This is a genomic window from Rhodococcus sp. AQ5-07 (genome assembly GCF_009707305.1).
GTDB classification, from domain to species: Bacteria; Actinomycetota; Actinomycetes; order Mycobacteriales; family Mycobacteriaceae; genus Rhodococcus_F; species Rhodococcus_F erythropolis.
Map to the genome: position 1 here is coordinate 3,011,971 of NZ_CP046099.1, position 12,982 is coordinate 3,024,952.

10 protein-coding genes are annotated in these 12,982 nt (G+C 62.5%); 2 read left to right on the forward strand and 8 right to left on the reverse strand.

Annotated elements, in window-relative coordinates; genetic code table 11:
• The first annotated feature begins 23 nt into the window (after positions 1 to 23).
• Positions 24 to 995, forward strand: coding sequence for an SGNH/GDSL hydrolase family protein (locus GJB56_RS13790; protein WP_046378939.1), 972 nt, complete (start codon positions 24 to 26; stop codon positions 993 to 995).
• A 121-nt stretch (positions 996 to 1,116) separates the two neighbouring features.
• A complete protein-coding gene (locus GJB56_RS13795) occupies positions 1,117 to 2,334 on the forward strand; it encodes an acetyl-CoA C-acetyltransferase (protein WP_019744600.1) in 1,218 nt (405 codons plus the stop codon).
• 66 nt (positions 2,335 to 2,400) lie between these two features.
• On the opposite strand, the gene GJB56_RS13800 is transcribed toward GJB56_RS13795, so the two are convergent.
• The 8 genes from GJB56_RS13800 to GJB56_RS13835 all read right to left on the reverse strand — a co-directional run bounded on the left by GJB56_RS13800 (position 2,401) and on the right by GJB56_RS13835 (position 12,778).
• Positions 2,401 to 3,156: an enoyl-CoA hydratase/isomerase family protein gene (locus GJB56_RS13800; protein ID WP_113683175.1), complete on the reverse strand. Its 756-nt coding sequence runs from the start codon at positions 3,154 to 3,156 to the stop codon at positions 2,401 to 2,403.
• Positions 3,157 to 3,284: 128 nt separating this feature from the next.
• A complete protein-coding gene (locus GJB56_RS13805) occupies positions 3,285 to 4,142 on the reverse strand; it encodes a Bax inhibitor-1/YccA family protein (RefSeq protein WP_175413833.1) in 858 nt (285 codons plus the stop codon).
• 177 nt (positions 4,143 to 4,319) lie between these two features.
• Positions 4,320 to 5,456 (reverse strand): class I SAM-dependent methyltransferase, encoded by a 1,137-nt coding sequence (locus tag GJB56_RS13810; protein ID WP_019744603.1) that lies wholly within the window; start codon positions 5,454 to 5,456, stop codon positions 4,320 to 4,322.
• Between the two features lie 73 nt (positions 5,457 to 5,529).
• Positions 5,530 to 6,216 (reverse strand): nitroreductase, encoded by a 687-nt coding sequence (locus tag GJB56_RS13815; RefSeq protein WP_020908534.1) that lies wholly within the window; start codon positions 6,214 to 6,216, stop codon positions 5,530 to 5,532.
• A gap of 68 nt (positions 6,217 to 6,284) precedes the next feature.
• Positions 6,285 to 7,190, reverse strand: a complete 906-nt coding sequence (locus GJB56_RS13820; protein ID WP_113683176.1) for a TIGR03619 family F420-dependent LLM class oxidoreductase — start codon at positions 7,188 to 7,190, stop codon at positions 6,285 to 6,287.
• A gap of 3 nt (positions 7,191 to 7,193) precedes the next feature.
• Complete coding sequence (locus GJB56_RS13825; RefSeq protein ID WP_021332745.1) at positions 7,194 to 8,045, reverse strand: SDR family NAD(P)-dependent oxidoreductase; 852 nt, start codon at positions 8,043 to 8,045, stop codon at positions 7,194 to 7,196.
• 46 nt (positions 8,046 to 8,091) lie between these two features.
• A complete protein-coding gene (locus tag GJB56_RS13830) occupies positions 8,092 to 10,482 on the reverse strand; it encodes a putative bifunctional diguanylate cyclase/phosphodiesterase (protein WP_113683177.1) in 2,391 nt (796 codons plus the stop codon).
• A complete protein-coding gene (locus tag GJB56_RS13835) occupies positions 10,475 to 12,778 on the reverse strand; it encodes a putative bifunctional diguanylate cyclase/phosphodiesterase (RefSeq protein WP_230091192.1) in 2,304 nt (767 codons plus the stop codon). The genes GJB56_RS13830 and GJB56_RS13835 overlap by 8 nt, the downstream gene beginning before the upstream one ends.
• Positions 12,779 to 12,982 lie beyond the last annotated feature (204 nt).

Genomic DNA, 12,982 nt, shown 5'->3' on the forward strand with positions numbered 1-12,982 from the left:
GAAGGTGGTGCAATCCGGCTAGATTGGCAAGTGTGAGTCGAACCGGACTGAAAGCGTCGGTGGCCACGGTGGTGGCCGGATCGAGTGCAGGCACGCTCTCCTGGTTGGGCTACAACTATCTGATGTCGCAGGCGGGGGCGGCCCGTGGGGTGATCGGTCGCAATATCGCCAAGCCACCCGAGGCGGACGGGGTGTACGCACCCGGCGCCGACAACCCGGAACTCTGGTGGCGGGCCGTGCCCTTCGATCTCCACTTGATGATCTTCGGCGATTCGTCGGCGGCCGGCGTCGGCGCGCTGACGGCGTCGGAAGTTCCGGGTGTGCAGGTCGCGAAGCTGCTTGCGAGTGAAACCGGGAAGCGAATCCGTTTGAGCACCAAGGCCATCGGCGGCGCCACCTCACGCGGGTTGAGTGGGCAGGTCGACGCCATGTTCGTCGCCGGCCCTCCCCCGGATGCTGCCGTGATCCTGATCGGCGCCAACGACGTCACGGCGAAGAACGCAATTCATGCTTCGGCAAAACGCCTCGGCGACGCGGTACGACGGCTACGCGAGAGTGGCGCCGTCGTTGTTGTCGGCACCTGCCCGGATCTGGGGGTGGTCACGGCTATCCCGCAACCACTGCGCTCCGTGGTGCGTGAATGGGGTCATCGTCTCGCGCTCGCCCAGGCGTCCGCGACCAGAAACGCCGGGGGTCATCCCGTTCCACTAGCCGACCTGCTGGCCAAGGAATTCCTGGCCTCGCCCGACACGATGTTCTCGGCTGATCGTTTCCACCCGTCGGCGGCCGGCTACGAACTCGCGGCGAAGCAGATCGTCCCGGTTCTCGCGTCGGCTCTGGGTGAGTGGCAGGGTGGCCCGCTACCCGAACTTCCCCACGTCTCGGAGGCGGCGCAAGCTCGCACCGTCGCGGCCCGACTGACGGCAGCGGCAACTCAGTGGAAAGCCTTCGCGAGACGCACCAAACCCGCAGTTCAGCGCCCCGACGTCAACTGAGTGAGACTGCGTGACCACCATCTGGGAGCGGCAACGTAAATTGTAAGTCGAAGCTGCATTCAACTTGCCCTGCTCGACGGCGTTTCAAGCCGCCCACGAGCAGTACACAAAAGGAGTTTTCATGCCCGAGGCAGTAATCGTCTCAGCAGTACGGTCGCCCATCGGCCGCGCAATGAAGGGTTCGCTCAAGGACATCCGCCCGGATGACCTCGCAACTCAGATGGTTGCCGCCGCGTTGGCAAAGATCCCCGAGCTCGACCCCACCGAGATCGACGACCTCATGCTCGGTTGCGGCCAGCCCGCCGGACAGTCGGGCTTCAACATCGCCCGCGTCGTCGCCGTTCAGCTCGGCTACGACTTCCTCCCCGGTGTGACGGTCAACCGTTACTGTTCCTCCTCGCTGCAGACCACCCGTATGGCACTGCACGCCATCCGCGCAGGCGAGGGCGACGTCTTCATCTCCGCCGGCGTCGAGTCCGTCTCCAGTTTCATCACGGGCAACGCCGACGGCCTACCCAACACCAAGAACCCGCTCTTCGACGCAGCGCAGGCTCGTAGCGCCAAGCTCGCCGAGGGTGGAGTCGCCTGGACCGATCCTCGCGAAGAAGGCCTGATCCCCGACGTGTACCTGGGCATGGGCCAGACCGCCGAGAACGTCGCTTCGGCCACCGGCATCACCCGCGAAGACCAGGACCGCTGGGCAGTTCGCAGCCAGAACCGCGCCGAGGAAGCCATCGCTCGCGGCTTCTTCGAGCGTGAAATCACGCCAGTCACCCTCGCCGACGGCACCGTCGTCTCCAAGGACGACGGCCCCCGCGCCGGCACCACCTACGAGGGCATCAGCGGCCTCAAGCCCGTCTTCCGCCCCGACGGCACCGTCACCGCCGGCAATGCCTGCCCGCTCAACGACGGCGCAGCCGCACTGGTGATCATGTCCGACACCAAGGCGAAGGCACTCGGCCTGACCCCGCTGGCTCGCATCGTCTCCACCGGCGTCTCGGGCCTGTCCCCCGAGATCATGGGCCTCGGCCCGATCCAGGCCGTCAAGAACGCCCTGAAGATCGCCGGCAAGTCGATCTCCGACATCGACCTGTTCGAGATCAACGAGGCATTCGCCGTGCAGGTCCTCGGATCCGCTCGCGAACTGGGCATCGAAGAGGACAAGCTCAACATCTCCGGTGGCGCGATCGCCCTGGGTCACCCCTTCGGTATGACCGGTGCCCGCATCACCAACACCCTGATCAACAACCTGCAGGAGCAGGACAAGACCTTCGGCGTCGAGACCATGTGTGTCGGCGGCGGACAGGGCATGGCAATGGTGATCGAGCGCCTCAGCTGATCCCCTGAGCACGTAGAAAGCGGCCGCCCGGCTTCTGCCGGGCGGCCGCTTTCGTGTGGTCGTGTTTCAGGTAGTCGTGAATTTCCGAGCAAAACTCCCCAACTCGCGAATCAACGCTCGGGCAGCGTCGTCCTCACGCTGCACAGCGGCGCGGGCTTCGTCGGCCCAACCGTGGCGGAGCAGTCGCTTGGCGGCAAGGACTGCCGGTCCGATGTTGGCGGCAATCTGCTCGGCACTCTCGCGGGCGCGTGCCTGTACCTGGTCGGCCGGTAGGGCAGCGGTCGCCAGTCCGTAGGCGGCAGCTTCGATGCCGCTGAGCCACCGGGCCGACAGGATCAGCTCGGCGGCGCGCTGCGTTCCGATCACCTTGGGCAGCAACCAACTACTGGCAGCTTCAGGAGCGGTACCCAGCGAAGTGAACGGTGCCCGCAGGCGTGCGTCCTCGGCAACGTAGACGACGTCGCAGTAAAGCAGCATGGTCAGGCCGATGCCGACGGCAGCGCCGTGCACCGCGGCGATCAAGGGCTTCGGGAACTCCACCAGCGCAACGATCAGCGGCGCGAATGCATGGCCGAAGTCTGAATTGTCGGTGCCTGGTTCGGCGAGTGCGCGTAGGTCGACGCCACTGGAAAATGCCTTGCCTGCGCCCTCGACGATCACCACGGCCACGGCTTCGTCCGACGCCGCGTCGTCAAGCGCCTTGGTCAACGCTCGAAAGCCGGCCGCATCGAAAGCGTTCAGGCGGCCCGGATTGTTGAAGGTCAGCGTTCGCACTGCTCCGGCATCCGCCACAAGCACGGGTTCGGTGGTGTTTGTCGACATTCGCTCCCCTTCGCTCCAAACCAAGCAGTTGCTAGGCATCCAAGCACCGTAACCGCCCACAGACGACAAAAGAAGGGCCCCTCGCGGGGCCCTTCTTTTGTCAGCGTCTTGCGAGTAGTACGGCGCTATCAGTCTCTGCTGAAGTAACTCAGAAGACGGAGGATCTCGATGTACAGCCACACGAGCGTGACCGTAAGACCGAGCGCTACACCCCAGGCCGCCTTCTCCGGAGCCTGTGCGCGGATCAGTTGATCAGCGGCGTCGAAGTCCAGTAGGAAGCTGAACGCTGCCAGACCAATGCACACGAGGCTGAAGATGATGGCAATCGGGCCACCGTCACGCAGTCCCAATCCCCCATCGATGAAGAAACTGGCCACGAGGTTACCGAGCGCCAGAACGACAACGCCGATCAATGCGCCGATGATCATTCGCGTCAAGCGCGGCGTAACGCGAATCGCGCCCGTCTTGTAGACGACCAGCATGCCGAAGAACACACCGAAAGTGCCGAGAACAGCTTGGGCGATCAGCGTCGAAGCCTCTGCACCGCCTGCAGCCTCGATCGGGAACGTGAACATGAACGACAGCGCGCCGAGAAAGAGGCCCTCGAATGCCGCATACGCCAACACGATAACCGGGCTGTCCATCTTGCGCCCGAACGTGGCCACCAACACCAGAACAAGGCCAACTAGTCCGCCGACAATCACGAAAGGTGTCGCGAGGCTGGGGTCGTTGTTCACAAGGAAGTACGAAATCAGCGCGGTCACTGACAGCACGCCGAGCGTGATGCCCGTCTTGGTGACGACGTCGTCGATCGTCATGGCCCGCGAGGTGGGACCGGTCTGGTACGGCTCGGCCGGAGCGTACTGCGGCTGACCGAACTGCTGGGTTGCCTGCGAGGCGCCCGCCGTCGCAGATCCGAACGAGGCGTATCCGTTGCCCTCTTGCTTGGGCAGATTGCGGAACACCGGGTTGCTGGTGGTGCGCACCGTGATCATCCCTTCATCGTGGTGGCCTACGACGGGTGCGTCGCGGGTTCGCCGTACGGATCCGAGTTTCCGACACGGTCCGTGTACCTAACTAAAAGTAAAGCACTCGTAATTTACAACGTCGAAGCGTCGGTTGTAGTTCCCGGCGCATTTCCGGAAGATCAACACTCTTCGATACTAGGACGGTTTGACCGACTTCATCACGATGAACTTCGCGTTCTTCGCCATCGCTTCGCTCGGTCCCACCGCGGCTTTCAGCGGTTCGCGATACCCCAGATGCGCGTTGTGAACAGTCCACAACTCGCCACCCGGACGCAGGACGCGACCGGCGGCTTCGAACATCTTGAGTGCTCCGCCGGTGTGCACCGCCGCGCCGACGTGGAACGGCGGGTTCAACAGAACCAGATCGGCACTCGCACTGGGCAACGAACTCACGGCGTCGTCGCGCAGGCCGCTGACCCGATCGCCGACGCCGTTAGCAGTTGCGGTCGCCAGAGCCGAAGCGACGGCTGCCGAGGACTGATCCGTTGCGATCACGTGGACATCCGCGAACTTCCGCGCGATCGCCGCCGCGAGAATGCCGCTGCCACAACCCAGATCGATCACGTCGCTCAGCGGATCGACCGCAATCTTTCCGAGGTTCTCCAGGAGCAACCGGGTGCCGATGTCCAGGCTCGCGCCGGCAAACACGGCGCCATGAGCAACGACGTCGAGGCCGAACTCGTCGAGGCGCTCGGCCATCGGGAACGTGACGACGACGTCAGCCTTCGGTTCCGACGCTTTGAGTACGCGGGACTTCTGACGCCCACGCGAGGCGCTGACGTCGGAAAACGATTCGCCGAGAACCTTGTTCATCGCCGGGGTGATGTGCTTGTCACGCCCACCGGCGTAGACACGAACCGCCGGGTCGGCGTGGAGCGCGATCAGCTGAGCGATCTCGGCAAGTTCAGCGAGGCTACGCGGCAATTGCATGAGCACGACGCGGGCGCCGCTGAGCAACTCCTCGTCCAGTCCGTGGGAGGTGAAGGCGTCACTGAAACCGAGTTCGCGCGCATTGTTCGCGAGGGCCAACTCTCCGGTGAGCGGATCCTGGTGAACCCGCACGCCGGCGATTCCGTGAACGAGCGCAACACCGGCGGTCAGCGCACCGTAGTGATCGCCGATCACGACGACGGTGCCCGCCGGTGCCGCGGCCAGAGCGTCGGCGGCCTCGTCGAGGATCAGACGATCAGCCGCGTCGACGGCAAAGAGATTGGGTGCCTCGACATCGGGGAATCGGCGCAGACGATCGAACAGTTCGGGTGTGTCGGACATGCCACCAGTCTTTCAGGTGAATCAGCTCAACACTCAATCCCTGGAAGTGCAGGTGATCAGTTCGACATCCACATCAGTTCGACATCCACTGCACGACGTTGTCGACGGTTTCGCGTTCGGTGCGGAATCCGTTCACCGGGTGGTCGGTGTCGGGGTACCCGAACGAGATCGCGCACACGACCTTGCGAGTGTCGTCGATGCCGAAGTGCTCGTGAATGAACTTGGAGCTACCCGCGAGCGCCGCCTGCGGAATGGTGGCCACCCCCAGGCTCTGGGCCGCGAGCAGGAAGCTGTTCACGTACAACCCACAGTCGACGGCGCCGTAGGTGCCCAATGCCTCGTCGGTGGTGATGATCGCGACGTGGGGAGCGCCGAAGAGCTCGAAGTTCTTCATCGTCTGTGCCGCGGAACCGGCGCGGTCACCGTGCTCGATTCCGACGCTCGAATACAGCGCCATCGCACAGTCGAACCGACGCGACTTGTAGATGCCCTGGTACTCGCGGGGGAACTCGAAGTCCGACTCCTGGGCGTTGGCCATCACGTATTCACCGAGCCCGGCGCGGAATCGCTCTGTGCCCTCCCCTTCGGTGATCGCAACCTGCCACGGTTGCGTGTTGCACCACGACGGCGTCTTCTGCGCCAGCCGAAGGATCTCCTCGATCACCTCACGTGGCACCTGACGGTCCTCGTAGGCGCGGCAGCTGATCCGGGCATCGAGCAACCCTTCCAGGCTCGTATCCACGACGATGCTCTCGGTCATGTGTTCTCTCCTCGATCAAGCTGCACTACAACACTTCGCACGATAGAACTATCGCTTCAACGCAATAGTCATCGGGTCACCTTTGCGAAGGCCGACACCAGCTCGCCGAACTCCGACATCGCCGTGTCCGGATCCGGATCAACAGCTGCGAGCGCGACCAGCACATCGGTAGCACCGGATTCGAGCAGCTGTTCGGCACCGATCATCGTCGCCGGGAGATCGATCGAACCGTCAGCCCCGCGAACAACGGTCAGTCGCCCACGGACCTGCAATTCCGCTGGATCGCGTCCGAGATCCGCCATGGCCTTCCCGATGACATCGATCCCTTCACGTAGGTCGTCGTCCGCGGCGCCCATGATCGGAATCCACCCGTCACCCCAGGTTGCGACGCGTCGTACGACGGATTTGGAGAGCGAACCGGATACCCAGATCGGGATTCCAGCGGCTGGACGGGGCGCGCAATACACGTCGTCGAACTTCAGACGAGGAGTGTCGATGCTCGCCGGCGCCGAACTCCACAGGGCCCGGCACACAGCGAGAGCGTCGTCGAGCAACGGTCCCCTCTTACCGAAGTCCATACCGACCGCGTCGTATTCGCGTTGCTGCCAACCGGTTCCGACGCCAAGGTCGAGGCGGCCACCGGACAGCAGATCGAGTGTCGCGGCAGTCTTGGCAAGTACCGCTCCCCCGCGAAGCACCGCGATGACGATTCCGGTCCCCAAGCGAATTGTCTTCGTCTGTCCGGCAACAAAAGCCAGGACGGTCAGCGGTTCGAGCCAGTTGGCGTCAGGCTCGGTGGGGAACGCCGACCACGTATATGCCGAGTTGTCCGAGCCCATCACCACATGATCGGTGACGAGGACCCGGTCGAAGCCGGCAGCTTCCGCGCTCTGACAGACCTGCACGAGTTTCCCGTAGGAGTTCTCCGAGAGAGTGGTGCCGAAATTAGGAACGTTCAGACTGAAAGTTGTCATGTGTCAAGCCTTTCGGGGCCGGTTGGTCCAGCCGCCTTCTTCGGTGGGGAACCAGCCTCCGGCAGCGTGCGAGCCGCCGTCGACGTGGATGACGGTTCCGGTGATGTATCTCGCCAGGTCTGAAGCCAGGAACAGCGCGGGGCCGGCAATGTCGACCGGCTGGCCCGGTCCACCCAGCGGCGCCCACCCCGGCCACTTGTCCCAGTCGTCGGCAGGGACGATCCTGCGATACGGCACCTGTACCGACTCGATCAGATCCGGGGCAATGGCGTTGACGCGCACTCCGGTTCGACCGATCTCCACACCAAGACTTCTGGTGAACTGCGTCAGCGCGGCCTTGTATGCCGAGTACATGGTGTGGCCCGGGATCGCTCGATGCGCCTCCACCGTCGTCAGGTTCACGATCGATCCACCGACTCCGCGATCGATCATGCCGGGAAGCAGGGCATGGGTCAGGCGCACGACGTGATCGAAATTGATGTTGCCCGCCTCGGACCAGAATCCTGGATCCGTACCGGTGAACGCTGTCGGCGGGTTCAGGAAATGACCCACATTGTTCACCAGAACGTCCGGCGCGAACTCGGTCAACGCGACGGGGACTTCCTGCGCACGCACGTCGTACTCGAGATGGTTGATCGAACCACCTGCAGCTGAGTCGAATTCGACCTCGCCCAGCGGTGCCATGTCCACAACCAGAACTGACGCGCCATGCGAGGCAAATGCTCGAACGATCGCTGCGCCGATTCCCTGGGAACCGCCTGTGACCACTGCCTTCTTACCCACCAACATCGGCCCTGGGAAGTACGCCGATCCGACCACCACGAAGACACCCTTCTGCAGTTCGATGTGAATCACTTCGGCGTACCGTCACACATCGATCGCCAAAACGGGCGCAAAGTTCTCACTCAGTGGTAGCCGCGACACCCAGCCTGCTCGGACCGCCTGGTCGCTCATTCAAATAGTCCGGAATCTCGGCTGCCCGTATCGGCATTCCCTCCAAGTACCCCTGGATCACGTTACATCCGCACTCCGTCACTATCGCGCGCTGCCTCTCCGTCTCCACGCCCTCGGCAACGGTGTCCAGCCCGAGAGATTTGGCAATCGCGATGACGGCTCGCAGGACAGCGAACCTCGAATTCGAGGGATCCGCGTCCAGCGGTGCGACGAACGCCCGATCGATCTTCAACCGATCGAGCGGCAGCCGGGCCAAGCTGGCAACCGAGGAGAACCCTGTACCGAAGTCGTCCATCGCAATCGCGATTCCGAGCGCCGAGAGCTGTACCAACACATCTCGGTCGGCGTCGTCGATGACCAGCGATTCGGTCACTTCGATCTCGAGTCGGCTGGGGTGGAGGTTCACCTCGTTCAGTGTCTGGCGTACCGATTCGACGTATCGACTCGAACGCAGTTGCACCTGAGAAACATTGACGGCAACCCGAATGTCCTCCGGCCACGTTGTCGCTGCCGTGCAGGCAGCCCGCAAAACACCTGCACCGATCGGCACGATCAAGCCAGTTTCCTCGGCGACCGAAATGAAGTCTCCCGGCGAGACGAGACCTGACGTCGGATGGTTCCACCGCAGCAGAGCCTCGAACCCGACAACAACTCCCGTCGCGGCTGAAACCTGCGGTTGATAGACCAACTCGAACTCTTCGTCGATCAACGCACGACGAAGATCCAACAGTGCTCTGGCCCTACCCGTCGCACGATCCCGCAAAGTCGCATCGAAGGCGCGAATCTGGTTCCGACCGCTCTCCTTTGCGTGGTAAAGCGCGAGGTCCGCAACAATCACCAGGTCTTCGAGGCTGTCGGCGTCGTCGGGCATCGAGCCGTACCCCAGACTGGCACGAATGCGAATCTGGTTGCCGACCAGTGAAAATGGTCGTTCGAATGAGTCGAGAATCGTTTGGAATCGTTCCTCAACCTCATCTGCACTCGCGATGTCGTCGAAGGCGGAGTCGTCGAAGGCGATGGCAAACTCGTCACCCCCCAGTCGCCCACAGATCTCGTTCGATCGCAGAACGCTGTGCAGCCTGCTCGCAACATCGCGAAGCACGTCGTCTCCGACGTGGTGTCCCAACCGGTCGTTGATCGACTTGAAGTTGTCCAGGTCCAGAATCGCCAACCACACTCTGCGTCCGTCCCGAAGCCTCGACGAGAGCTGAGAGTTGAAGCTGTACCGATTCCTGAGTCCGGTCAGCGAATCGACTTCCGCCAGTCGCAAGATATTTTGACGCTGGTGATAGGAGTGCGTGATATCGGATCCGACACCGCGCCACCCGTAGTCTGCCCCGTCGCCGCTGCCCGGGTGACCTGACATCGACCACCAGCGAGTATCGCCCCTTACGACAACTTGCATGGTGAGGTCCCGAAACGCCGTCCCGGCTTGAAAATTCGCGGTGAGAAGATCAAGGGACTTCCTGCCCGCATCTGTTCGAGATGCGCCGATCCCGATCAGGATCTCGTGCATGGTGCGGCCCCGAATCTGCGCTGCCGGTAAACCGACCTGCTCGGCAAATCGGTACGACACGGTACTGGCGATACCGCGCGAATCGGTTTCCCAGAGCCAATCCTGTGCTCCGTCTTCGAGATCGTTGAGCAACAATTCGACGAGATCTCGTTCGTCCTCGGCTACGAGTTCGGCGCGTAGCCGTCTCTCGAAGAGGTTGGCCAACAGCAAAGTTCCGCTGTAGAGCGAACCTACGAAGATGACCAGCACCCCGATCAGCACGAAACGCGATGTGCCCGGTTCCGTCCAGAACGCCCCGGCCAGCCCGACTCCCACCAGGCTGATCCAGACGACAGTGATTCCGCGAAACATCATGGTGGGAAACACGCCGACCGCGATCCCACCGATCAAGGTCGAGCTCAGTACCAATTCGTCACCAGGATCGAGCATCGGAAAGAGAACGAGAGCCAAGCATGCCAGGAGCACTCCCCAGACAATGATTTCGACTGTGAGCACCACCAATTCGGTGGTCTGGGACTCTGAGACTCCCATACGCGAGCGCCGGAGCCAATAGACACTGAACCCAGCGCTCGACAACAGCATGACACTCGACCAGGCGAAGCTGAACCATCCGGCATCCACCGGCAGGAGCACCACGATCGCTGACAACGCAACCGCTGCAGTCAGAAACGACCACGGAAGTACGCGCGCGGTGAACCGCAGGCGTCGATCGAGTAAGCGACGGCGATCGTAATCCGAGAGGTGTTGTTCCGTGCCGCTGCGACCGAGCTTGCGCACAGACGTCTCGACACGACGCCTACGGAGTGCCGCCGGGTCATCCATGTCGGCCTGCTACCGCCGCTGCGACCGCGTCGACCGACATGACCCCGCCGGCGATGTATCCCTGAACAGTCCTCACCCCTGCAGCGGCCACGGACTTCAAGTCCTCCTCACCGTCGACTCCCGAGACGACGACCTCCATTCCCAGCGCGTCGACCAGATCCACGACAGCTTCGAGAATCGGCCGTCCACCAGGCGCTGCACCCGAAATGGAGCGTTCTATCCGGACTCGAGTGAACGGAAGGCCGGACAGTGATGCGAGCGAGGAGAATCCGGCACCGAACTCGTCCACGGTCAGCGCGATTCCCATGTCCGCGATCGCGTGCAATGCAGACTTGGACTCGTCGGTGATCGCCGAGGATTCGTTGAGTTGGAGCTCGAGCTGATGTGCGCTGGCGTCCGATCGTCGAAGCGAATCCCCTATCGAGTCGACAAAGGAATCCGATTCGAGCTGACGCGTCGATACCGCGACGGCTACCCGCAGGTGATCAGGAAGACGCGACGCCGCCTCGCACGCCAGCTCGAAGACGGTCGTTCCTAGTGAATAAGCCAAACCGGTGTCGTCTGCGACGCTCATGAATTCGGCGGACGTCACAGCTCCGAGGCGGACGTTGTGCCAGACCACGCGGACCTCCACGGCCACGATCTCGCGGGAGAGCACGTCGATCCTGGGCAGCAGCTCGAGTTCGAGGTCCTTCTCCGCGACGGTGTTTCCCAGATCTTCAAGCAGGCGGGCCCGCCGATCGGCCACGGACTTCATCGAGTCTCGATATTCACGCACGGCCCCGCGCCCGGATTCCTTTGCAGCGAACAACGCGAGGTCCGCAGCGCCCATCATTTCGTCGGCGGAGGACGGCAGTTCGGCGGGGAGGTAGTACCCGATGCTGCATCCGATCTCCAACCGCGTGCCGGCCACTGTGATCGGCTCATGCAGAGTTTCGATGTAGCGGCCGAGCAGAGTACGAACTTGCGAACTGTCACCTACATCGGTGAAAAGAATCGCGAACTCGTCTCCACCCAGACGTGCGAACAACTGTGACATTCCGCCGGCTTCGGACAGGCGATCCGCGACCTCTCGCAGAACCGCGTCGCCAACGGTGTGACCCAGTGTGTCGTTGACCGATTTGAAGTTGTCGAGGTCGAGCATGGCCAACGCGAGACCACTTTCGCTTGTGTACGGATCGCGCAGCAGTCGCTCCAACTCGGTCCAGAAGCTGTGCCGATTCGGCATGCCGGTGAGTGCGTCCACCCGACCCATCCGCACGATCTCGTCACTCTGCAGTTTCACTTCCGTGACGTCGGAACCGACTCCCCGCCAGACGAACTCGTCGGGCGCGCGGCCGGGGCGCGGGCGTCCGGAGATCTGCCACCACCGGATTTCACCGTGCACTCGGACCGGAACGAGCACGTCGACGAATGCGGTCTTCGTGTGGCGGGCTTTCTGCAACTCCATGAGCGCATCGATTCCGCCGGGGATCCGTAGGGTGCCCAACTCCATGAACAGGTCCTGCCACGCCGTTCCCTGCAACTCGGTGGAGTCCAGCCCCGCTTCGACCGCGAGCCGCGTCGGGATTCGATTGAACTTGCCTTTCTGGTCCGTCTCCCACACGAAGTCCCCCGCGTTGCCTTCGAAATCCTCGAGAAGCATCTGCACAACCGATCGTTCCGACGCGGCGCTCAATTCAGCTCGGTAGCGAGATTCCAGGTTGCCCGAGACCACTATCGTGCCGCCGATCAGAGCTGCGCCGTAGGCGATCATTCCAATGAGAATTCGTTCGAACTCGGGCCCCGGTTGAAGCCAGAATGCCACCCCGAGGATGACCATATTGGACAGGATCCAGGTGACCCCCACCATCCGCAACATCGCGGTGGCCACGGCTCCGGCACCGGTGATGGATGTGGTGACCGCTATCAGGATCAGGTCGCCGGAATCGTCCAGGATCGGGTACAGAACCAGGGCGAGCGAGGAATACAGGATCCCGACTACAGCAAATTCGACGATGAGAAACGCGTAGGACATCCGGTACGTGGGTGCGATCAGGTTGAAATGAATGGCGAGACCGACGCACATCCCCACCAACCCGATCACTCCGGACAGGAATGGCCACAGACGCGGCAACGGTCCGCTGTCCGGCGGAATCACATACAACGTCAGCCCGAGTGTGACGACGAGGTGGACAGCAGCGGCCCACGGCAGCACGCCGAAGGTGACGGCTATCTGCTCACGAGTGACGTCATCGCGCTGCGCGGGCGTCAATCTTTCTCTCTGGTGGGGTTGCAGAAGAGACAGGACCGACATCACTTACCTCCCGCTCCCACGACGCAATTCGAATCGGACGTCCGACTCAGCAATTCTCTCGTAATTAGGCACTGCGGTGCCAACCATTACGTCCGACCTATTTCGGAGTCAGGTCTGCCCACAGACACAGTAATCAGCAAACTACTGGTCTGCCGGTAGTTGGTGCGGCAAGTTTGATGCCGATGGGTTGAAATCAGACATGAG